Origin of the sequence: Sphingomonas sp. CCH5-D11, from assembly GCF_001557395.1 — a bacterium.
In the GTDB taxonomy this organism is placed as follows: Bacteria; Pseudomonadota; Alphaproteobacteria; order Sphingomonadales; family Sphingomonadaceae; genus Sphingomonas.
This window is the reverse complement of the sequence record NZ_LSKH01000022.1, coordinates 1-21,209: the sequence shown is the minus strand read 5'-3', so window position 1 is coordinate 21,209 and position 21,209 is coordinate 1. Positions and strand designations below refer to the sequence as shown.

The window sequence follows — 21,209 nt, the reverse complement described above, 5'->3', positions numbered from 1 at the left end:
CCTCGACGCGCTTCGCCGTCGGGTGGGTTTATCCAACATCAGCGCCGGTATTGAGCGTTTTCGGAAAGTGCGCGCAACACGCGGTCCAAAAGCTACAAGACGACCACCCCCGTGATCCGCTGACGACGCCGCCCGCGGATCGCACCAGTCGACTTTCTCCCCAACAGAGTCGGGCTTTGGCGAACTCGTATCAAGCCGCAGAAATCGTCGTCACTCCCGCCCTGTGCTGAGGTCCAGAATTCCCCAAACTCGATAGCTTGAGGCTCCTCGCCATCCTGAATGCGGGGACAAGCCCGGCATGACGAGGTGGGATGTGCATAGGTCACGCCTTCGCCGCGGACGTGCTTCAGATCACGCAGGCCGATCCAGACGCCTCGTCCACCAACTCGGTCCGTACTTAGCACATCAAAAGACGGGCCCTGAGCACGCCTTCCGGCGAAGCTCAGAACGGATTGATCAGGGTCGTACGAAAACATTCCAAGTACGAGGCGCAAGCAAAGGGATCCCGGCCGGACGAGAGCTGATCCCTGTCATGCCATCAAAGTGTCGGCCCGCTTTACAGCGGCGCCGTCACTGCTCCGTGCGTTAACCTCCACACGCGAGCAAATCCGCGCTTCTCCGCGTCTGGCATAGGCGCTGCATAACAACAGACATCGCGCAGTGATGCGCTTCAGTCGGGCGGGTGTGTCGCTTCTTCGATCTCGCGACACCCCGCCCGCACCCGATCTTCGCCGGCTTCAGGCAGCCTTGACGGTATCTTTCAGCAGCTCGGCCAGTTCGCCGCTCTCATACATTTCCATCATGATGTCCGATCCGCCGACGAACTCGCCGTTGACGTAGAGCTGCGGGATGGTGGGCCAGTCCGAATAGGCCTTGATGCCCTGGCGAATGCCCTGGTCCTGCAGCACGTCGACGCTCTCGAACTCCGCATTCAGATGCTGGAGAATCGCCACCGCCCGGCTCGAAAAGCCGCATTGCGGGAATAGCGGGCTGCCCTTCATGAACAGAACGACGGGGTTGTTCTTCACCACCGCGTCAATGCGGGCGTTGGTATCTTCGGTCATTGTCGGTCCTCGCGTGAAAGCAGCCTGGGCGTTATTTCGGCACGCCCGTGGTCAACTGCAAGGCGTGGAGCACCCCGCCCATCCGGCCGCCCAGCGCGGCATAGACCGCCTGATGCTGCTTCACGCGCGGCATGCCCGCAAAGGTAGCCGCGGTCACACGCGCGGCATAATGGTCCCCATCGCCCGCCAGGTCGGTGATCTCGACCTCGGCATCGGGGATGCCTTCGCGGATCAATGCCGCGATCTCGTCTGCCGCCATCGGCATGTTATTGCGCTTCCAGCAACTGGCGGCGCGCCTCGACGGTCTGTTCGTCCAGCGCGGTGCGAACTTCCGCCTCGCTCATGTCCACGCCCGCCGCGGTCAGGTCGCCGACCAGTTTGCGCACCACGTCGGCGTCGCCCGCTTCTTCCAGATCGGCGTGAACCACCGTCTTGGCATAAGCGTCCGCCTCTTCCGGCGTCAGCTTCATCAGCTCGGCGGCCCATTGTCCGAGCAGGCGGTTGCGCCGCGCGATGATGCGGAACGCCATTTCCTCGTCCCGTGCGAACTTGGTTTCAAAGGCGCGCTCGCGATCGTCAAAGGTCGTCATGGCTGCTGCATTGCTCCTGTTTGATCACGGGATAGGCAGCGCAGCAGCCTGACGCAATATCGCGCCCGCGGCTAGCCGACGCCTGACCCTGCCCCGGCGAGCGCGGCGAGCAGCAGCAGCGCGACGATGTTGGTGATCTTGATCATCGGGTTCACCGCCGGGCCGGCGGTGTCCTTGTAAGGATCACCGACAGTGTCACCGGTAACGGCCGCTTTGTGCGCCTCCGATCCCTTGCCGCCGTGATTGCCGTCCTCGATGAACTTCTTGGCATTATCCCAGGCGCCACCCCCGCTCGTCATGGACAAGGCAACGAACAGGCCGGAAACGATCACGCCCAGCAGCATCGCGCCAAGCGCCGCGAAGCCCGATGCCTGGCCATCCACGGCCGTCACCACGAAATACAGCACGATCGGCGACAGGACCGGCAGCAGCGAGGGCACGATCATCTCCCGGATCGCGGCGCGGGTGACCAGGTCGACCGTGCGGCCGTAATTGGGCCGGCTTGTACCCGCCATGATGCCGGGATTGTCGCGAAACTGGCCGCGAACCTCCTCAACGACGCTGCCCGCAGCCCGCCCGACGGCGGTCATGCCGAACGCGCCAAAGAGGTACGGCAGCAAGGCGCCAAGCAGCAGCCCGACAATGACATAAGGGTTGGACAGGCTGAAATCGACCTGGATGTTCGGGAAATAGGTCTGCAGATCAGTCGTATAGGCGCCGAACAGGACCAGCGCGGCAAGCCCCGCGGATCCGATGGCATAGCCCTTGGTCACGGCCTTGGTTGTGTTGCCCACCGCGTCCAGCGCATCCGTCTTGTGACGGACCTCATCCTCCAGCCCCGCCATCTCCGCGATGCCGCCGGCATTGTCGGTGACGGGTCCGTAAGCGTCCAGCGCGACCACCATGCCGGCAAGCGCCAGCATCGACGTGGCGGCAAAGGCGATGCCGATGATGCCCGCCAGCTTGTACGCCGCCACCACTGCGACGACGATGACCAATGTTGGCAGCGCGGTCGCCTCCAGGCTGATCGCCAGCCCCTGGATCACGTTGGTGCCATGGCCGGTTTCGCTCGCCCGCGCGATCGACTTCACCGGGCGATAGTTGGTCCCGGTATAATATTCGGTGATCCACACGATAAGGCCGGTCACGGCCAGGCCGATCAGCATGCACCAGAACAGGTCCATGCCCGTAAAGGCGTCGGCTGCCGGCGCGCCGGTCACACCAGTGGCGGCCAGATCGCCAAGTCCGCTCGTCACGGCGTCGGCCGGCGCGTCGAGAAAGCCCGCCGCGCCGATTGGCGCATTGAGATCGCCCAGCGTCATCTGCGTGGCCACATAGATCGCCGGGATAGCGAGCAGCGCCGAGGTCCAGAAACCCTTGTAGAGCGCGCCCATGATCGACCCGTTGGATCCCAGCCGCACCATGTACGTGCCGATGATGGAGGTGACGATGCACACGCCGCCAACGATCAGCGGCAGGCTCATCAGGTTCATCAGCTCCGCGCCCGACGCCTGGATCAGCAGCGCAATGGAGATCATCGTCACGCCCAGCGTCACGACATAGGTTTCGAACAGATCGGCGGCCATGCCTGCACAGTCGCCGACATTGTCACCCACATTGTCCGCGATCACCGCCGGGTTGCGGGGGTCGTCCTCCGGGATGCCGGCCTCAACCTTGCCGACGAGATCCGCGCCCACGTCCGCCGCCTTGGTGAAGATGCCGCCGCCAAGCCGGGCGAAGATCGAGATCAGCGACGCGCCGAAGGCCAGCGCCGTCAGCGCCTCGATGATCTCGCGGGCATTGGGCGCATAGCCTGCCGGCCCGGTCAGGTACCAGAAGAACCCTGCAATCGCGAGCAGCCCCAGCCCCGCCACCAGCATGCCCGTCACCGCGCCGGACCGGAAGGCCATCGTCAGGCCGCCCTGCAAGGTGCCGCGTGCCGCCTCGGCCGTGCGCACGTTCGCGCGTACCGAAATGTTCATGCCGACATAGCCGGCCACGCCGGAAAGGATCGCGCCGATCAGGAAACCGGCGGTCGACAATGTTCCCAGTGTCGCGAACAGGATCACTGCGACGATCACGCCGACGATCGCGATGGTGGTATATTGCCGCCCCAAATAGGCTTTGGCACCCTCCTGAATAGCGGAAGCGATGTCCTGCATCCGCTCATTGCCGGGTGACGCTCGTAGAACTTGCTGGCTGGTGACGATGCCATAGACCACGGCCAACAGGCCGCAGAGGATGGCGATATAGACCGTGGTCATCGCGTTCCTTCCCCTAACGTGGCCGGTCGGCCCCGCCTTCGGGCGGTAACCGCCGGTCTCCTATGATTATCGTTCTGGAGCGGGAGCCTACGCACGTCCGGGGAAAGCGCAAGTATTGCGCCGCGGCTTTCCTACGACAACTTGTCGTGCACTTGCCGCTGGATGCACCAAGTCTGCGATGTTCACCGGGTTCAGCGCCCGCGCAACCAACGCGGCTCTGCTCAGGCGCGATGCTCGAAGCCAAGCCGATCGGGCAGGGGAACGGGCACGCCGCCACGCGTCAGCGAGAGCCCCGCGCCGGGCGCGAACGTGCCGATGCACGTGGCGTGTCCGGTGGGCCGCTGGTCGGGCGGCAGGGCACAGAGCAGCTGGTAATCGTCACCCGCTGTCACCGCCGGCATCGGATCGTCCCCCGCATACGCGCGATACGCGGCGGACAGCGGCACGGCATCCAGCGCGATCGATACGGCAAGCCCACTCGCGGCCGCCATTCGCCAGCTGTCGATCAGCAAACCGTCCGACACGTCCATCATCGCATGGGCAATCGGCGCAAGGGCGCGACCCTCGGCGAGACGCGGACGGGGGCGACGATAAGCGGCGAGCAGTGCCTCGGGCCCGCTGCCCGCCCGGGCGACGGCAAGGCCCGCGCCGCCATCGCCGATCGTTCCCGTCACCCACAGGCGATCACCCGCCTTGGCGCCGCTGCGCGAAGGTGCTGCGGCATCGCGCCCGAATGCCGTCACCGTCAGGACGCGCGGCGCGCCATTTGGCATGGACACGGTATCCCCGCCGATCAGCGGGCAATCGAACACGGCAAGGCAGGTATCAAGCCCAGCCAGAAAGGCCCGGTCCCACGCCGTTTCGGACAGCGGGTAGTTGAGCATCACCCCCTCGGGCACCGCCCCCTTGGCCGCCAGGTCGGATAGGCTGACGACCACCAGCTTCCAGGCGACGTCGCCGGCCGGATCATCGGACAGGAAGTGGATACCTTCCACCAGCGTATCCGTGGTGACGACAAGGTTGCCGAGCCGCGCGGCATCGTCGCCAAGGCCAAGCGCGCCCTTGTGCAGCGGCAGGCGGCGCAGCGCCGCGATGAACTCGGCTTCGGTCAAACGACTGGCTCCCCTATGCCGACCGGCGACGTTGATCCCGTCTGCCCCTCGGCGCCCTGCGACAACACGCCGCGCCTTCAGGCCTCCAGCGCCTCGTCGCTGACGAACATGTTCCACTGCCGCTCATGCGCAAAGGTGGAAGGCTTGCCATGACCGGGGATGAACGCCGTCTCGTTGCCCAGCGGCCACAATTTGGTGACGATGGAATTGATCAGCGTCTGGTGATTGCCCTGCGGAAGGTCGGTCCGCCCCACTGATCCCTGGAACAGCACATCGCCAACCTGCGCGAACTTGGACGGGGCGTGGTGAAAGATCACATGGCCCGCCGTGTGGCCGGGGGTGTGATAAACGTCCAGCGTCAGCTCGCCGACCGTTACGGTGTCGCCGTCGACCAGCCACCGGTCGGGCTCGAACGGCACGCCCCGGATGCCCCAGTTGCGACCATCGTCGCCCAGCCGCGCCAGCCAGAAGCGATCTTCCTCCTGCGGTCCTTCGATCTTGACCCCCAGATCGTCGGCCAGCGGCTTCGCCTCACCCGCATGATCGATATGGCCGTGGGTCAGCAGGATCTTTTCCACGGTGATGCCCGCCTGCGCGATTGCGGCCTTGATCTTCGGCAGATCGCCGCCCGGATCGATCACGGCGCCCTTCTTTGTTTTCGTGCACCAGATGATCGTGCAATTCTGCTCGATCGGCGTGACCGGCACGATCATCGCGCGCAGGGCGGGTTCGGTCGCGGCATCGGTCACTGACTTGTTCCTTTGTTCAGATCGGGTCGCGGCGCTGTTGTTGCACCGGCCCCGCCCGGCTGTTCACCGTCGCATCTGTGCTAGCGCGCCATTCGCCCGGCCCGCAAGGCGGATGCGCGGGGTTGCCCGCAAGCCGAGGGAAAGGCATGGCCGATTGTATGCCGCTCGCTGCGCCATTCGTGCTGCTCGACGATGCCCGTGCCGGCGGCGCGCCCGCGCGGCTGTACCGGGATCCTGTGCGGATTGTTCAGGCGACGACGCCGGATCAGGTCTCGCCGGCCTTGGAGTCGATCCGCGCCGGGGTCGCGGCGGGGCAGCATGCGGCGGGGTTCCTTTCCTATGAGGCGGGCTCCGCCTTCGAACCGCGCGCCGGCCGGCACGGCGACTGCCCGACGCCGCTGCTCTGGTTCGGGCTGTTCGACCGTTGTGAGCCAGTGCCGTCCGTGCCGGCACTCCTCCCGCCAGCGGCCGGCGCCTGGATCGGCGAAGTTCGCCCGCAGATATCGCGGGACGAATATGATGGCATGCTGCAGCAGGTGCTTTCGCTGATTGCGGCCGGCGACATCTACCAGGCCAATCTCACCATGCGGGCCACGGCGCGGCTGCTGGGCGATCCGCTCGCGCTCTATGCCGCGGTGCGCGAACGAGCCGAGGCCGGCTGGGGTGCGATCGTCGCCACGGGCACCGATACGTTGCTGTCCTTTTCACCCGAATTGTTCTTCAGCCTCGCTGGACGCGCGCTGCGCTGCCGGCCGATGAAGGGCACCGCGCGCCGCGACGAGGACGCACGTCGCGACGCTCAGGTCGCCCGCGACCTAGCTGCTGACGAAAAGCAGCGCGCCGAGAATCTGATGATCGTCGATCTGATGCGCAACGATCTGTCGCGCGTCGCGGTGCCCGGCAGCGTCCGCGTGCCGGAGCTTTTCGCGGTGGAGCCCTATCCCACGGTCCACCAGATGACCTCCACCGTCACGGCCGAGCTGTCGCCCGGCGCTGACGCGATCGACGTCCTGTCCGCGCTGTTCCCCTGCGGCTCGATCACCGGTGCGCCCAAGGTACGCGCCATGCAGGTGATCGGCGAAGTCGAAGGCGCGCCCCGCGGCCCCTATACGGGTGCGATCGGCCATATCGCGCCCGACGGCGATGCGCAGTTCAACGTGGCGATTCGCACTTTGCATCTCTCGGGTGGCGGCGAACAGGCCGTGATCGGCCTGGGCGGCGGGATCGTGGCCGACAGCCAGGCAGACGGCGAATGGGATGAGGCGCTGGCAAAGGGCGCCTTCCTCACCCACGGACAGCGGGACCCTGACCTGATCGAAACCATGCACTTCGATCCGGAGGCCGGTATTGCGCTCTTAGAGCGGCACCTTGCGCGCATGAAGGCGAGTGCGGCGGCGTTCGGCTTCATCTTCGACCGGCATGACGCGCGCAATGAATTGCAGGCGGCTACCTTCCGCCTGCGCAAGCCTGCGCGGATCCGTTTGCTCGCCAGCCGGATGGGCCGGATCTCGATCGAGATTGCGCCGCTGCCGCCTGCCCTGGTGCAGCCGCTCCGCGTGTCACTGGTGCCATTGCCCGTCGCGTCCTCGGACTTCCGGCTGCGTCACAAGACCAGCAATCGGGCCTTCTATGATGAGGCACGACGCCAAAGCGGCACCGACGAGGTCGTCTTCGTGGACGCCGCCGGCATGATCACGGAAGGGAGCTTCACCAGCGTTTTCGTGGAGCGGGGCGGAAAGCTGCTCACGCCGCCGCTTGCGCGCGGGCTGCTGCCCGGCGTGCTCCGCGCGGAATTGCTCGAATCCGGCCGGGCGGTGGAGCAGGATCTGTCGCCTCAGGACCTTGCAGGGGGCTTCCTGGTCGGAAATGCGCTTCGCGGGCTCATTCCGGCCTTCGTTGCGGTTGCGAAAGCGGGAACGGCATAGCTATAGCCCGCGGCGCCGAAAGGAACCGCCCGATGAAGACTTCTGCCGCGCTCGACCGCATCAGCCCCTCGCCCACGCTGGCGATCACCACCAAGGTGCAGGAACTGAAGCGCGCCGGCATTGACGTCATTGGCCTTGGTGCCGGCGAACCCGACTTCGACACGCCCGACTTCGTTAAGGAAGCGGCGATCGAGGCGATCCGCCGCGGCCAGACCAAATATACCAACGTCGATGGCACGCCCGAGCTGAAGGACGCGATCGTCGCGAAGTTCAAGCGTGACAATGGCCTCGATTATTCGCCCGCGCAGATCAGCGTAAACGTCGGTGGCAAGCACACCTTGTTCAACGCGCTGGTGGCCACGGTGGAGGCTGGCGACGAGGTGATCGTGCCGGCGCCTTACTGGGTCAGCTATCCGGATGTCGTCCAATTCGCCGGCGGCACGCCCGTCGTCGTCGCGGCCGGCCCGGAACATGGCTACAAGCTGACGCCGGCGATGCTGGAGGCGGCGATCACCCCGCGCACCAAGTGGCTGATCCTGAACTCGCCCTCCAACCCGACCGGCGCGGCTTATACCGCCACCGAGCTGAAGGCGCTTGGCGAGGTGCTGGAACGTCATCCCCACGTGTGGATCTTCGCCGACGATATGTACGAGCATATCGTGTATGACGATTTCCAGTTCGCGACGATCGCCCAGGTGTGCCCCTCGCTCTACGAGCGGACGCTGACGGTGAACGGCTGCTCGAAGGCCTATGCCATGACCGGCTGGCGCATCGGTTTCGCCGGTGGCGCGCAATGGCTGATCAAGGCGATGGCAAAGCTTCAGTCGCAATCGACCAGCAATCCCTGCTCGATCGCGCAGGCAGCAGCGACCGCGGCGCTGAACGGCGACCAGTCGTTCCTCGCCGAACGCAACGCCGCCTTCAAGGTGCGCCGCGATCTGGTGGTCAGCATGTTGAACGCGGTGGAGGGCATCACCTGCCCGACGCCCGAAGGCGCCTTTTACGTTTATCCCGAAGTGTCCGGCCTGATCGGCAAGACGACCCCCAAGGGGCAGACGATCGCGACGGACAGCGATTTCGTCGGCTATCTGCTGGAAGATGCCCGTGTCGCCGCCGTCCAGGGCGTGGCCTTCGGCCTCTCGCCCGCCATGCGCATCAGCTATGCGACCAGCGACGAAGTGCTGCGCGAGGCATGCATCCGCATTCAGCAGGCGTGTAGCGCCTTGCGCTGACCGCCCGCGCCGGTCGGATGCGATCACCCGGTCCGGGCGCCGAGACGTTCGGAACCGGGAACGCTGAACATGAATGGTTTCCTGGCGGAAACGGTTGCTTTCCGCCTTGGTCATTCAATGGGCTTCCGGCCAGCCCTACATGCCGAACGACCGATGAACGACCGGCCAAGCCCTGGTTCAGGCCGGAGCGGCTAGGTCCGCTCCACCAGCAAAGAGATACAGAGTACGCTTATGACCCGCCTCTTCAAGTCCAGCTTCCTGTGGCAGTTCGCCGGCGGGTTCATGCTCGGCGCGATCGGCTTGTTCACCCTCACTCCGGCGACGGATCCGGTCACCGGCGCGCCGGTCACGCAGGTGCGCTGATCACCGCTTGAGGCGGTGTCGCACCTCGCCCACATGCTGCGGCCCGACCCGCACGCTCGCCCCTGATTTCAGCACCAATGTGGTGTGCCGGCCAAGCTGGTTGATCGCCTGCACGGCATCGGGCCGCACAAAAGCGGAGCGGTGGACGCGCATCAGCTGCGCGGGGTCCAGCGCCGTCTCCAGCGCACCCATCGTCACGCGGATCATGTAGCTTCGCTCCGGCGTGTGGAGCAGCGCGTAGTCCTTTGCGGCCTCGATCCATTCGATCGCTTCCACCGCCACGCGAACCTGCCCGCGCCCCGTGGGGATCCAGAATTCCGTCTGGTATCCGCCGCCCGGCACGCTCACTGGCGCCGTTTGCGTGTCCTGCGCCGGCGTCGGCATCGCGCCCGCACGCCGCAGCACCGAACGGATCCGCGCCAGCAGCTCGCGCGGTTCAAACGGCTTCATCAGATAATCGTCGGCGCCCAGTTCCAGCCCGACCACCCGGTCGATCACGTCGCGCCGCGCCGTCAGCATGACGATGCCCAGCGGCTGCCCCGTCGCCCGCAGCCGCCGCGCGATGGAAAAGCCGTCCTCTTCCGGCATGGTCACGTCCAGTACGACAAGGTCCACGGGCTGCTCCGCCAGGATAACGTCAAGCGCTCGCCCGCCGCTCGCTTCGGACACCATCAGCCCCTGATCGGCAAGATAGGCGGCGGTCGGCTCTCGCAGATCCTCTTCGTCATCAACCAGCACGATGTGCGGAATTGCTTCGGTCATGCCAGCTCCATCTGGTTCAGGAAGCGCCGGACAGCCTCGGGAACGAACGGCTTCTCCAGCACGGGCCGCTGCGCATCGGCGATGAAGCGCGCTGCCGAGACGCCCAGCGTGTCGCCGGTCGAAAAGGCCATGCGGGTGGCAAGGTCCGGCCGGGTTTCGCGTACAAAGGCATAAAGCGCCGGCCCGTCCATGTCGGGCATCCGCAGGTCGCTGACGATCAGGTCGAAATCGCCTGCCGCCAATCGGGCCTGCGCGGCGCGCCCGCCAATGGCGACTTCACAGGTAAAGCCTTCCAGCGACAGGAAGTCCGCCAGCGATTCCGCAATCTCCGCCTCGTCGTCCACGACCAGCGCGCGCCGCGGCAATCCGGTCGGCAATCGCGTTATCTCGGGCTCCACCCGTCCCAGCGTCTGCTGCGGATCGACGGGCAGCGTCAGCCGGAACGTCGCGCCGCTTCTGGTGGATAGCAGCGACAATCGCCCGCCATGCGCTTCTGCCAGCCCTTGGGAGAAGGAAAGCCCGACGCCAGTGCCCTCGCCCTGCGTCTTGGTCGTGAAGAATGGCTCGAAGATCCGCCGGCGCATCGCTTCGGGTACGCCTGGGCCATTGTCCGCCACATCCAGAACGACCGTCATCGGCTCGGGGCCGGGCGCCGTCGTGATCCGAACCACCCTTTCACCGGCCTGATCGGCCAAGGCATGTTGCGCATTGATCAAGAGGTTGATGATGATCTGGTGCAGCTGGTCCGCATCCGCCGCGATCTGCGGCAGGGCCTCATCGAACCCGCGTTCCACCCGGACGCCCTCGGTTTTCAGGCCATATTCCGCCAAGTCGAGTGCCGCCATCGCAACCTGGTTCAGGTCCACCGGCCGACGCTCTGGCTCCTTGGCGCGGGCCATGGCTAGGAATGTCTGCACGATCCGGGCGCATCGGTCCGCCGCCTTGCGGATCTTGAAGGCGCGCTCGGCCAGTTCTGTGCCCTTGGCCTGCCGCTCCATCATCACCGCCTGCGCCACGACGATTGACAGCGGATTGTTGAGCTCATGGCTCACCCCGGCGAGCAGTGAGCCGAGCGCGGTCAGCTTCTCGGTCTGGTACAGCGCCTCCCGACTGCGCGCGAGCGCCTCCTCCGCGCGCTTGCGCTGCGTCAGGTCGATGGTGAAGCCGCCGGTGCGCGCCGTTCCGCTGACACCGGGCACCGGAAAGCTGATGGTAAGGACGGAGGCATAGCCTTCGGACAGGCCGGTCTCCAGTTCGGCACTTGCCGTCTCGCCAGCCCGCGCGCGCTGCTCCAGCCTGCTGACTTCGCGCGCCAGAGTGGGGGTAAAGACATCTGCCGCGGTCAGGCCGATCAGTTGTTCCGCCGGCAGCCCGGACGCGCGCGCCAGTTCCGGGTTCACGCGAATATAGCGCCCTTCCCCGTCCTTCAGGTGCATGGCCACGGGCGCATTTTCCATGAACGCCGAAAGCTGCGCCTCGCTTTCGTTCAGCCGCTCCTCCGATCGGGCCCGCTCCAGCGTGGCCCAGGTGCGATCTCCGATCTCGCGCAGCAGCCGGATCTCGCTCGCCCGCCATTCGCGTGCCTCCGCCTGTTGCAACGACAGGGCACCAGCGACCCGGCCGCCACGCACCAGCGGCATGCTGATCAGCGCGCCGATCCCCAGCTTTTCAAACAGGAGACGGCTGCGATCGTCGAACCGGTCGTCACTGGCGACGTCGCTCACCACCACCGGCGAACCGGATAGGTGGCTTTGCATCAGGCGATCGCCCAGCACCGACAGCGGGAAATGCGTGCCCAGAAGCGCCGGGACGCCCTGCTGCGTCCACTCCCGGATCACGTGCAGCGCGCTGCCGGCCTCGTCGCTCTCGGTGTAATTGGCTCGGAATGCATTCAGATATCGGCCCACCCGCTCCAGCGTCGTCGAGAGGATCGCCGATGCACGCCCCTCGTCGCGTACCAGGTCGCTCCATCCGATCAGGAATGCCTGGTCGCGCTCGCGCTGCCGCAGCTCCGCCAACGCATGCGCGCGGTCCAGCGCGATCCACAATCGTTCCGATACGTCGCGGATCAGCTGGATCTCTGCGTCGCGCCACCGCCGCGGCTGCACTGACTGAACGGATAAAGAGGCGCGCATCTCGCCTTCCACCACCAGCGGCACGGTGACAAAGGCGCGCACCTCGATTTCATCATAATAGGCTTCGCGGCCCGGCAGAACGCGCGGGTCGCCGACCACGTCATCGTACCGGACGATGCGCCCCGCCTCCCATTCCGCAGCCACCGCCTCGGACACTTGGGCAACGGAGAAGCGCCTGCCGACGACGCTGTTCACTCCGACGCACCAGTTCGCCACCACGACGAATTCGCGATCCGCGCCCGACGCCACCGAATAGGTCGTCCGCGTCGCGCCGAGATAATCGGTCAGTCGCTCCAGCGTGACGGCCATCACCTGATCGGCGGTCGTCAGCTGGCGTAGCTGGTCGCTCCATTCCACCAGAAACGCCTGATTGCGCTCGCGATGAAGCAGCGAAGCTTCCGCCCGCGCGCGTTCCAGCATGGTCCATAGCCGGTCCGCCACTTCGCGCAGCAGCTGCACTTCGCGGTCGGACCAGTCCCTCGGCTGCCGATCCTGTACGGATAGCAGCCCTCGCGTCGCTCCGCCGCGCACCATCGGCACCGCGGCGAAAGTGACGGCGTCCACCGCGCGATATCGTTCACGCGCGTCAATGTCGAAGCGGGCGTCGGCATCCACATCCCTGGCCACCACCGGCTCTCCCGCCAGATACGCTGTCTCCACCGCATCGCTGACGGCAGGGCGCGCCACCGTGCTGGTGCTCCCGGTCACGTCGCGCCATTCGTGAAGAACGGTGAAGCTGCTTCCCGCGACCGGCTCGGCGAAATTGGCACGCGCCGTGCCAAGGTGGGTCGCCAGCGCGGCAAGCGTGGTGGACACGATCACCTCGACCGACGTTTCGGCGCGCAGCCGGTCGCTCCATGCGATCACAAAGGCCTGGTCGCGTTCGCGCTTGGCAAGCTCGGCCTGGGTCCGGGCGCGTTCCAGCGCGTTCCAGGTGCGATCCCCCATGTCGCGGATCAGCGCAATTTCGCGGTCGCGCCAGTGCCGCGGTGCGCGCGACTGAACGGAAAGGATCGCGGCCACCCTGCCATCGCGGATCAGGGGAATGCTGACGAACGCGCCGATCTGCCTTGTGGCATAGACGGCCAGGTCGCCCGCGTCCGTGCGCGGGTCGGAGGTGACATCATCATAACGGACGATTTCGCCCGCCAGCCATTCGCGCTGCGCCTGCTCTCCGATCGTGTCGAGCGACACCCGCGTGCCGATCAGGCTAGGGCAGCCGTCGCACCAGTCCCAGCAGGTCTCGAACACCCGCTTGATATCGTCCGCCTCGGCATAAGTGACGCGGGTGGCGCTGAGATGGCGGCCAAGCCGCTCCATCGTCACCGGCATGATGTCTTCGGGAGCGGTGAGCGACCTGAGCGCGTCCGACCATTCCACCAGAAAGGCCTGGTCCCGCTCCCGCGCTTTCAGCGCCTGCTCGGTGCGCGCGCGTTCCAGCAGCCCCCACATCCGATCCGCCACTTCGCCGATCAGCGCCACTTCCGCGCGGCGCCAATGCCGCTCCCGGTCCTGCTCGATCGTCAGGATCGCCTGCACCACCCCGCCCCGCGTCAGCGGCACGCCGATCCGGGCACCGATGTGATTCTCGGCATAGCGCCGCCGGGCGTCGGCGCTGAACCGTTCGTCATGCGCCAGATCCGCACTGACCAGCATCTCGCCGGCTAGATAGGCGCGTCGCACCACATCAGGGATGTTGCTTGCCGGAAACGTGCGCCCCACGCCGGCCGGCGTTCGGGCCGCCCATTCGGCGACAATGACATAGCTTCCGGCATCGGCCATGTCCGCCTTGTCCGGATCGATCTCGATCGTGGCGCAGGAGGTGCGGGTGGCCCGCAGATGCTCGCCCAGCATTGCCAGCGTCATGTTCATGATCGCCGCCGGCTCCTCGGCCGTTCGCACCCGATCGGTCCAGCGCAGCAGGAATTGCTGGTCGCGCTCGCGCGTGCGCAGCTTTTCCTCGGCGCGGGCGCGGGTCAGCGTGGCCCAGGTACGCTCCGCCAGTGCCTCCACCAGCGCGATCTCGTCCCGCATCCAGCGTCGCGGCGCATCGTGCTGCACCGTCAGCACACCTTGCAGCTGCCCGCCCTTCACCAGCGGCACGGCCAGTCCGGAATTCACGCCAATTCCGGCCATGTAATCGCGAAATCCGACCGTGATCGGTCCGGTGATCACCGCGAAATCGTCGCTCACCACCGTCTCCCCGGCGGCGAAGCGGGCGAACAGCGCATCGAACGCGGGCGGAAACAGATGCCGGCCGGTGGCATCGGGCAGGCCATCCGCCTGATCCCGCCGAACGTCGAACAAAGGACCATCGGGGCCCGGCTCGCTTTCGCTATAGATGACGCGGGCGACGCCAAGGTGGCGGCGCAGCATGTCCGAAACGGTGGCTAGTATTGCCGCCGGATCGGTTTCATCGCGGATCGCGTCGGCAACATGGCGGAAGAAGATTTCATGCCGCATGCATCCCGCCCTTTCCTGAACCCCGCCGCCCTTTTGCTTTTCAGCAACCTAGCACCACTTTGTCGAAATGCGCATAGGGGCGCAGCCGGTCCGGCGCCCCCATTGGCGCTTTGGTCGAGATTTCGTCGCACTCGTCGCAGCGGGCACATGTAAGCTGCTGCCTTCAGGCAGTATTTGCAGCGATGCACCCTCTGTTCTCTTCGCTGGCTCACGATCATACCTCCAACACGCTGGCGATCGGGTGCTTCGCCTCGCTCTGCCGGGATCGGCTGGCCGAGCCGCTGGTGGCGTTCACATCCGCTCATCCGGAGGTGGCGGTCGGCGTTCATGACATGAGCCTGGGGGAGCTTCTGCCGGCTGCCGGCTCGCGGCGGATCGCCGTTGCGATCGGTCCGTGCGATCCGGTGGCGGGGCTGGCGCACACCAATCTTTGGATCGACCATGCGGTGGTCGCGATGAGCCCGGATCATCCGCTCGCCGCCGCCCCCGCCATCCATGCCGGCCTGCTGCGCGAGCAGGTGCTTCTGATCTCCCGCGATCGCAACCGGGCGCAGCTTCACCGTTTTCTGGTCGAACGCCTGTTCGCCTGCACCCCGCCGGCCCGCATCATCGCGGATCCGCGCAACGATCGGCTGCTGGAGCGGGTGGCGGCGGGCGAAGGGGTCGCTTTGTTCTGCCAGAGCCAGGTCGATGCCAGCATGGCGTCGCTTGTGGTCCGGCCGCTTGTCGATGCGCGCGCCGACTTTCGGCTTCGCGCGCACTGGCACGCCGATGACAATATCCCGGTGCTGGACAACCTTATCGACCTGCTCACCGCCAGCCGCGAACGGCCAAGCTGACGCTGCCGGGCGGACAGTGCTTGCCCTAGCCGCCCGGGCACATTAAGTCACAACAGGTTAAGCGGCCGCTCCGGTAAGGGGCGGCCCTATTTGTTTATACCGAAAGGCATCTCCGCATGGCCCAGCCGCTCATGCCCCACGCGACCGCTTCCTGGCTGGTCGACAATACCTCGCTCACCTTTGAGCAGATCGCTGAATTCTGCGGCCTTCATGTCCTTGAGGTACAGGCCATTGCCGACGATACGGCGGCGACCAAGCTCACCGGCCGCGATCCGGTGCGCGCGCACGAGCTGACGCAGGCCGAAATCGACAAGGGTCAGGCCGATTCCAACTACAGCCTGAAGATGACCAAGGGTCCTGAGCAGGTCCGCCGCACGAAGGGCCCGCGCTACACGCCGGTGTCCAAGCGCCAGGACAAGCCGGACGGCATCGCCTGGATCATCCGCAATCATCCGGAAATCAGCGACGGCGCCATCTCCAACCTGATCGGCACCACCCGCACGACGATCGCCGCGATCCGCGACCGGACGCATTGGAACATCGGCAACATCACGCCCAAGGATCCGGTGACGCTCGGCCTGACCACGCAGCGCGAGCTTGACGCCGCCGTATCCAAGGCCGCCAAGACCGCGGGCACCGAGCCGCAGCCGACCGATACGCGCCTTGATGGCGATCGGGCCGCGCTGATCGAGCAGCTTCGTGCCGAGCGCGAACAGGCGGCACGCGGTGCGGAGCTTGCCGGGCATGAGGGTGGCGAGGACCGTCCGTTGTTCGACGATCCGTTCCGCCGCTGACGCTGACGCTGGTGGTGCGCCGCGCCGCATGATAGTCTCGCTTCGGACCTGAATTCAGGGAAGAGGCGGGCATGCGCAAGGTGTTAGGGGTGATCGTCGGGGTGGCGGTGGCGATGGCCACCATCACCATTGTCGAGATGATCGGCCACCTGATCTTCCCGCCCCCACCGGGCACCGACATGCGCGATCCCGCGCAGGTCGCCCGGATCGTCTCGCTGATCCCCTTGCCGGCGAAGATCTGGGTCACGCTGGCGTGGTTCCTGGGATCGCTGGCCGGGGCGCTGGCCGGCATCACCGTCGCGCGTTGGACGGCGGCGGCCTGGATCGTCGCTGCGGTGGTGATTGCCGGCGCGATCTGGTCCTACACCATGATTCCGCATCCCTTGTGGATGCAGGCAGCTGGCGTGCTTTTCCCGCTTCTCGCCGCCGGGATCGCGCTTCGGCTGCGCCCGCCCGCAACTAAGCTCTCGACGTAACGAATGTTATGCTGATACCGTCACGGCATGGCGACGGCATATCTACGCACGCTGATCGGGGATGAGGGGCTGACACCCACCAGCTCCGCCGGTCTCACCTTCCCCTTCGGCGATCGCGGGCCGCAGCCGGGCGAGCTGCTCAGCCTGATGGACGGCATCCGCTGGTGGCGCGTGCCGATGTCCGGGCCACTGAAACACGTCAACGGCCTGATCCTGGACGACGGGCCCGATCTCCTGGCGATCGACACCGGCACCGCGAGCCCACGCTGCACGGAGGCATGGCGCACGATCCTCGACGGTCCACTCGCCGGCAACCGCATCGGCCGCATCCTGTGCACCCATATGCACCCGGACCATGTCGGGCTCGCCGGCTGGCTCTCGCGCAAGTTCGATGACGCCGCGATCGTCATGACGCGCACCGAATGGCTGATGGTCCGCATGCTCTCCGCCGATGCCCAGCCCGAGGTGCCCGAGGAACAGGTCGCCTTCTGGCAAGGCGCCGGATGGAATGAGGAGCAGGTGGCGCATGGCAAGGCGCGCGGCTGGTCCAGCTTCGGCAAGTCGATCTCGCGCATGCCCGTCTGCTACACCCGCATCCAGGATGGCGAGGTGATGCGCATCGGCGGCAGCGAATGGCATGTCGTCACCGGCAGCGGCCATAGCCCGGAACATGCCTGCCTCGTGGACTACGACCGCCGCGTGCTGGTCGCCGGCGATCAGGTGCTGCCCAAGATCAGCTCCAACGTCTCCATGCACGTCAGCCAGACGAACGAGGATCCGCTGGGCGACTGGCTGCGCTCGATCGAGCGGTTCAAGCAATTGCCCGACGACCTGCTCGTCCTGCCCGGCCACGGCGACCCCTTCTACGGCCTCCACACCCGCCTCGACGCGCTGCGCGACGAACACCTCGACCGCCTCGACGCGATTGTCGACCTGATGGCCGCCGGCCCCGTCCGCGCCGTCGATTGCTTCAAGGTCCTCTTCCGCCGCCCGATCGGCCTCGACGTCATCGGCATGGCGACGGGCGAAGCGCTGGCGCACCTGCGTCGGCTGGAGCTCGGAGGCCGCGCCGTGCGCGAGGAGCGCGATGGCGTCTGGTGGTTCGGGCGGAGCTGAACTTGCCGACCGCTGGTCAGCATGGATCGATTCCTACCAAGCGTTGTGAGAGGCGGACGTTGGATACTGTCGAACAAGGCTCAAGCGGATGAACAAGATTGAAGGTGGCGCCGCGCTGACGCTGAGGGGAATGCTGGCCTGTCTCTCTCTCGCGATAGTCGCGCCGGCTGTCATCGCACAGCCATCGACCTCAACCGACGTCAGTGCCGGCCCCAAGCCGATCCGACCTGAAAATTGGGTAACGGATTCGGATTATCCGACGGAGGCGTCGCAAAAAGGAATAAAAGGAACAGTTGGTTTCGTTGTAACTGTCAATGAGGACGGTTCAGTAGCTGATTGCGATGTCGTCGCGTCAAGCGGAGTGGCGTCTCTGGACAAGCAAGCGTGCGTGTTGATGCGACGTAACGGGAAATTCGAACCAGCGCGCGACACCGCTGGCCTTCCGATTGCCAGCGAGCATAAGAGCTATATCAACTGGGGCACCAAATCCGATACGAACGCGAACTACGACGCAATGGTCGCCGTGAAAAGCCTGCCCTCAGGAAAGGACAAAGCGGAGTTTACCATTCGCCAGATCATCTCGGCCAACAATGTGATCGAAAGCTGCGCGCTGCAAAGCTCCAAAGACGATCTTATCCAGCAGGCTCAAGCTTGTAAGATTGCCGCTCAGGTAATCGCGCCTCGAAGCCTGCGCGGGGCCGACGGCACGCCGATCCGCGGCCTGCGCATCTCCAAGTTTCTGCTGATCGTCGAAAAGGCGGAGAAGAGCGAGGGCTCCGTCTGATTGCGGTTCCTCGAGCCTCCCCTTGGAAGGTCGGACGTGGAAGGGAAGGCGCGCGTACCCGATGCACCTCTCTCCCGCTTTATCGCGAAGCCGCCCCGACCCCCGTCGGGACGACTTCGAAATCCAGCCGGCTCGCCCTCAATGCCGGAATTGGCGCATCCCCGTGAACACCATGGCGAGGCCGGCCTCGTCGGCCGCCGCAATCACCTCGGCATCGCGGATCGAGCCGCCCGGCTGGATCACCGCCGTCGCCCCGGCTTCCACCGCCGCCAGCAGCCCATCCGCAAACGGGAAGAACGCATCCGACGCCACCGCTGAGCCGATCGTGCGCGGCGTGCCCCAGCCCGCCTTGTCAGCCGCATCCTTCGCCTTCCACGCCGCGATGCGCGCCGACTCCAGCCGGTTCATCTGCCCCGCGCCCACGCCCGCCGTGCTGCCGTCCTTGGCGTAAACGATCGCGTTCGACTTCACGTGCTTCGCCACCGTCCAGGCAAAGCGGCAGTCCGCCAGTTCCTGCGGCGTCGGCTGGCGCTTGGTCACCACCTTCAGCATGTCGTTGGTGAGCACGCCATTGTCGCGCGACTGCACCAGCCAGCCACCCGCAATCGTCTTTGCCGTCAGCCCGCCACGCGCCGGGTTCGGCAGCGCGCCGGTCAGCAGCAGGCGCAAATTCTTCTTCGCCGCGAACAGCGCGATCGCGTCCTCGTCGGCATCGGGCGCGACGACCACTTCGGTGAAGATGCCGGTGATGGCCTTGGCCGTCGCGGCGTCGAGCGTGCGGTTGAGTGCGATGATGCCGCCGAACGCCGACACCGTGTCGCAGGCGAACGCCGCCTCATACGCTTCGGCCAGCGTGGCGCCGGTCGCGACGCCGCACGGATTGGCGTGCTTCACGATCACGCAGGTCGGCTCGGCATCGCGAAATTCGCTCACCAGTTCCAGCGCCGCGTCGGCATCGTTCAGATTGTTGTAGCTCAGTTCCTTGCCCTGCACCTGCCGCGCCTGGCCGATGCCGGGGGTCGACGGGCCGGCGTGGCGGTAAAAGGCCGCCTGCTGATGCGGGTTTTCGCCGTAACGAAGCACTGTCGGCGTCTCGAGCGTGAAGGGCAGGGTCGCCGGAAACTGCTCGTTCTGGTCGGAAAGGCCGAACCAGCTCGCGATCATGCCGTCATAGGTCGCCGTCGCGGCAAAGGCCTTGGCGGCCAGCCGCTTGCGCTCGTCCAGCGTTGTCTCGCCGCGCGCGACGATGGAATAGTCGGCAGGGTCGGTGACGATCGCGACATAGGCATGGTTCTTCGCGGCCGAGCGCACCATGCTCGGGCCCCCGATGTCGATATTTTCGATCACCTCTGGCCGGTCGGCGCCCTTCGCCACCGTCTGCGCGAAGGGATAAAGGTTCACCACGACCAGGTCGATCGCGCCGATGCCATGTTCCTGCATCGCGGCGGCATGGGCGGCATCGTCGCGCACCGCCAGCAGCCCGCCGTGCACCATCGGGTGCAGCGTCTTCACGCGCCCGTCCATCATCTCCGGAAAGCCGGTCAGGTCGGATACGTCGCGCACGTCCAGCCCCGCTTCACGCAGCGCCTTGGACGTGCCGCCGGTGGAAACGAGCTCCACGCCCTTGGCGGCCAGCGTGGTGGCAAGGTCGACGATCCCCGTCTTGTCGGAAACGGAAAGAAGGGCGCGGCGGATGGTGATGGCGGTCATGATAATCCTGCTGCCCTTTTTTGCGTTGCGGCAACGAAGGGCTGGTGGGTGGAGGTTGCGTGACACACGGCCGGCGGGGCCGGGCATGGCACGGGCTCGCGCCTCCCCTACCCCCTCGCTCGCCGCGAGGGGAGCCTTAATCAGCGCGCGCGCTTCAATGCCCAGCCGACCGTCGCACCGCCCGCCTCGGCCGCGCCGCCGATCACCAGCTGCTGAGTCGCGATCGGCCGTCCCTCGCCGTCGATCCACAGGCTTTCCTCGATCGCCAGCGAGTCGCCGCGCGTGCGGAACTGCCACATCGGGCCGCCGGGTACGCGCAGCACCGCGCCAAGCCCGTCGGCCGTGGGCGAGGCTTCCACCCCCTGACCCAGGTGAAAGCGGATGGCGAAGGCTGCGGCCCCCGGCCGGCGGCGGCGCCCCTGGGGCAGCAGCACATCCTCACCGCGCAGTTCCCTGCCGTCCGCGGTGAGGATCAGCTGCCGGCGATGAACAAAGCCATGGCGACGGACATAGCCGTCATGGCTTGCCTCGATCCGGCTTGCATTTTCCGATTCCTGCCGCGTGACTTCCACCTCGGCGACGCCGCGGCCCAGCGTCCCGTCCGGATGGACTGCGGTCGAGTTGGTGTCGGCTAGCGTCAGGGTGGAATGGGCGGCGGTCGTCCGCAGCCCCTGCACCAGGCTTTTCGGCAATGCCGCCACCGCGGCGCGCGCGCCGCCGCAATTGACGATGATCCGCGCGGGTCCGTCCGAAAACTCGAACGCCAGGGTGGAGGCACAGCCGCCTTCCACGACGCGCGCGATCGGCGGCGGGAACCACGGTGCTGCTGGT

The 21,209-nt window shown here is 66.2% G+C and carries 18 protein-coding genes; 8 read left to right on the top strand and 10 right to left on the bottom strand.

Annotation, left to right across the window (positions count from 1 at the left end; translation table 11 throughout):
- Positions 1-737: 737 nt before the first annotated feature.
- From grxD to AX702_RS01335, 6 genes are all read right to left on the bottom strand, one after another.
- Positions 738-1,064: a Grx4 family monothiol glutaredoxin gene (grxD, locus tag AX702_RS01360; RefSeq protein ID WP_066775409.1), complete on the bottom strand. Its 327-nt coding sequence runs from the start codon at positions 1,062-1,064 to the stop codon at positions 738-740.
- A 31-nt stretch (positions 1,065-1,095) separates the two neighbouring features.
- Positions 1,096-1,329, bottom strand: a complete 234-nt coding sequence (locus tag AX702_RS01355) for a BolA/IbaG family iron-sulfur metabolism protein (RefSeq protein WP_066775406.1) — start codon at positions 1,327-1,329, stop codon at positions 1,096-1,098.
- A 1-nt stretch (position 1,330) separates the two neighbouring features.
- Entirely contained in the window at positions 1,331-1,654 is a 324-nt protein-coding gene (locus tag AX702_RS01350; protein WP_066775403.1) for a DUF1476 domain-containing protein, read from the bottom strand.
- 71 nt (positions 1,655-1,725) lie between these two features.
- Complete coding sequence (locus AX702_RS01345; RefSeq protein WP_066775401.1) at positions 1,726-3,918, bottom strand: sodium-translocating pyrophosphatase; 2,193 nt, start codon at positions 3,916-3,918, stop codon at positions 1,726-1,728.
- Positions 3,919-4,139: 221 nt separating this feature from the next.
- The gene (thiL, locus tag AX702_RS01340) at positions 4,140-5,030 is read right to left on the bottom strand and encodes a thiamine-phosphate kinase (RefSeq protein WP_066775398.1); all 891 of its coding nucleotides are present in this window, start codon (positions 5,028-5,030) and stop codon (positions 4,140-4,142) included.
- A gap of 77 nt (positions 5,031-5,107) precedes the next feature.
- Positions 5,108-5,743: an MBL fold metallo-hydrolase gene (locus AX702_RS01335; protein WP_066775411.1), complete on the bottom strand. Its 636-nt coding sequence runs from the start codon at positions 5,741-5,743 to the stop codon at positions 5,108-5,110.
- A gap of 182 nt (positions 5,744-5,925) precedes the next feature.
- Here AX702_RS01335 and pabB point away from each other — a divergent pair, with 182 nt between their 5' ends.
- From pabB to AX702_RS23175, 3 genes are all read left to right on the top strand, one after another.
- Positions 5,926-7,704, top strand: a complete 1,779-nt coding sequence (gene pabB, locus AX702_RS01330; RefSeq protein ID WP_231731683.1) for an aminodeoxychorismate synthase component I — start codon at positions 5,926-5,928, stop codon at positions 7,702-7,704.
- Between the two features lie 32 nt (positions 7,705-7,736).
- Positions 7,737-8,936, top strand: coding sequence for a pyridoxal phosphate-dependent aminotransferase (locus AX702_RS01325; RefSeq protein WP_066775392.1), 1,200 nt, complete (start codon positions 7,737-7,739; stop codon positions 8,934-8,936).
- Between the two features lie 231 nt (positions 8,937-9,167).
- Positions 9,168-9,299, top strand: coding sequence for a hypothetical protein (locus AX702_RS23175; protein WP_269450365.1), 132 nt, complete (start codon positions 9,168-9,170; stop codon positions 9,297-9,299).
- On the opposite strand, the gene AX702_RS22330 is transcribed toward AX702_RS23175, so the two are convergent.
- Both AX702_RS22330 and AX702_RS01315 read right to left on the bottom strand, forming a co-directional pair.
- Positions 9,300-10,061 (bottom strand): LytR/AlgR family response regulator transcription factor, encoded by a 762-nt coding sequence (locus tag AX702_RS22330; RefSeq protein ID WP_066775386.1) that lies wholly within the window; start codon positions 10,059-10,061, stop codon positions 9,300-9,302.
- The gene (locus tag AX702_RS01315) at positions 10,058-14,659 is read right to left on the bottom strand and encodes a GAF domain-containing protein (protein WP_066775384.1); all 4,602 of its coding nucleotides are present in this window, start codon (positions 14,657-14,659) and stop codon (positions 10,058-10,060) included. The genes AX702_RS22330 and AX702_RS01315 overlap by 4 nt, the downstream gene beginning before the upstream one ends.
- Before the next feature lie 182 nt (positions 14,660-14,841).
- Between AX702_RS01315 and AX702_RS01310 the strand changes: the two genes are divergently transcribed.
- The 5 genes from AX702_RS01310 to AX702_RS21455 all read left to right on the top strand — a co-directional run bounded on the left by AX702_RS01310 (position 14,842) and on the right by AX702_RS21455 (position 18,668).
- A complete protein-coding gene (locus AX702_RS01310) occupies positions 14,842-15,498 on the top strand; it encodes a LysR family substrate-binding domain-containing protein (protein ID WP_066775381.1) in 657 nt (218 codons plus the stop codon).
- A 116-nt stretch (positions 15,499-15,614) separates the two neighbouring features.
- Positions 15,615-16,292, top strand: a complete 678-nt coding sequence (locus AX702_RS01305) for a DUF1013 domain-containing protein (protein WP_066775378.1) — start codon at positions 15,615-15,617, stop codon at positions 16,290-16,292.
- A 71-nt stretch (positions 16,293-16,363) separates the two neighbouring features.
- The gene (locus AX702_RS01300) at positions 16,364-16,768 is read left to right on the top strand and encodes a hypothetical protein (RefSeq protein WP_066775375.1); all 405 of its coding nucleotides are present in this window, start codon (positions 16,364-16,366) and stop codon (positions 16,766-16,768) included.
- Between the two features lie 27 nt (positions 16,769-16,795).
- Positions 16,796-17,884, top strand: coding sequence for an MBL fold metallo-hydrolase (locus AX702_RS01295; RefSeq protein WP_066775373.1), 1,089 nt, complete (start codon positions 16,796-16,798; stop codon positions 17,882-17,884).
- An 88-nt stretch (positions 17,885-17,972) separates the two neighbouring features.
- The gene (locus AX702_RS21455; protein WP_082745911.1) at positions 17,973-18,668 is read left to right on the top strand and encodes an energy transducer TonB; all 696 of its coding nucleotides are present in this window, start codon (positions 17,973-17,975) and stop codon (positions 18,666-18,668) included.
- A gap of 138 nt (positions 18,669-18,806) precedes the next feature.
- Here AX702_RS21455 and purH read toward each other — a convergent pair whose 3' ends face one another.
- Positions 18,807-20,378, bottom strand: coding sequence for a bifunctional phosphoribosylaminoimidazolecarboxamide formyltransferase/IMP cyclohydrolase (purH, locus tag AX702_RS01285; protein ID WP_066775367.1), 1,572 nt, complete (start codon positions 20,376-20,378; stop codon positions 18,807-18,809).
- Positions 20,379-20,518: 140 nt separating this feature from the next.
- On the bottom strand, positions 20,519-21,209 hold a 691-nt coding region (locus AX702_RS01280; protein ID WP_197420458.1), incomplete at its 5' end, for a heparinase II/III family protein.

Excerpts from the sequence above, each read along its gene's own strand:
- grxD (WP_066775409.1), bottom strand. The coding sequence starts at position 1,064 with ATGACCGAAGATACCAACGCCCGCATTGACGCGGTGGTGAAGAACAAC.
- AX702_RS01355 (WP_066775406.1), bottom strand. The coding sequence starts at position 1,329 with ATGCCGATGGCGGCAGACGAGATCGCGGCATTGATCCGCGAAGGCATC.
- AX702_RS01350 (WP_066775403.1), bottom strand. The coding sequence starts at position 1,654 with ATGACGACCTTTGACGATCGCGAGCGCGCCTTTGAAACCAAGTTCGCA.
- AX702_RS01345 (WP_066775401.1), bottom strand. The coding sequence starts at position 3,918 with ATGACCACGGTCTATATCGCCATCCTCTGCGGCCTGTTGGCCGTGGTC.
- AX702_RS01335 (WP_066775411.1), bottom strand. The coding sequence starts at position 5,743 with ATGATCGTGCCGGTCACGCCGATCGAGCAGAATTGCACGATCATCTGG.
- pabB (WP_231731683.1), top strand. The coding sequence starts at position 5,926 with ATGGCCGATTGTATGCCGCTCGCTGCGCCATTCGTGCTGCTCGACGAT.
- AX702_RS01325 (WP_066775392.1), top strand. The coding sequence starts at position 7,737 with ATGAAGACTTCTGCCGCGCTCGACCGCATCAGCCCCTCGCCCACGCTG.
- AX702_RS23175 (WP_269450365.1), top strand. The coding sequence starts at position 9,168 with ATGACCCGCCTCTTCAAGTCCAGCTTCCTGTGGCAGTTCGCCGGCGGG.
- AX702_RS22330 (WP_066775386.1), bottom strand. The coding sequence starts at position 10,061 with ATGACCGAAGCAATTCCGCACATCGTGCTGGTTGATGACGAAGAGGAT.
- AX702_RS01315 (WP_066775384.1), bottom strand. The coding sequence starts at position 14,659 with ATGCGGCATGAAATCTTCTTCCGCCATGTTGCCGACGCGATCCGCGAT.
- AX702_RS01310 (WP_066775381.1), top strand. The coding sequence starts at position 14,842 with ATGCACCCTCTGTTCTCTTCGCTGGCTCACGATCATACCTCCAACACG.
- AX702_RS01305 (WP_066775378.1), top strand. The coding sequence starts at position 15,615 with ATGGCCCAGCCGCTCATGCCCCACGCGACCGCTTCCTGGCTGGTCGAC.
- AX702_RS01300 (WP_066775375.1), top strand. The coding sequence starts at position 16,364 with ATGCGCAAGGTGTTAGGGGTGATCGTCGGGGTGGCGGTGGCGATGGCC.
- AX702_RS01295 (WP_066775373.1), top strand. The coding sequence starts at position 16,796 with ATGGCGACGGCATATCTACGCACGCTGATCGGGGATGAGGGGCTGACA.
- AX702_RS21455 (WP_082745911.1), top strand. The coding sequence starts at position 17,973 with ATGAACAAGATTGAAGGTGGCGCCGCGCTGACGCTGAGGGGAATGCTG.
- purH (WP_066775367.1), bottom strand. The coding sequence starts at position 20,378 with ATGACCGCCATCACCATCCGCCGCGCCCTTCTTTCCGTTTCCGACAAG.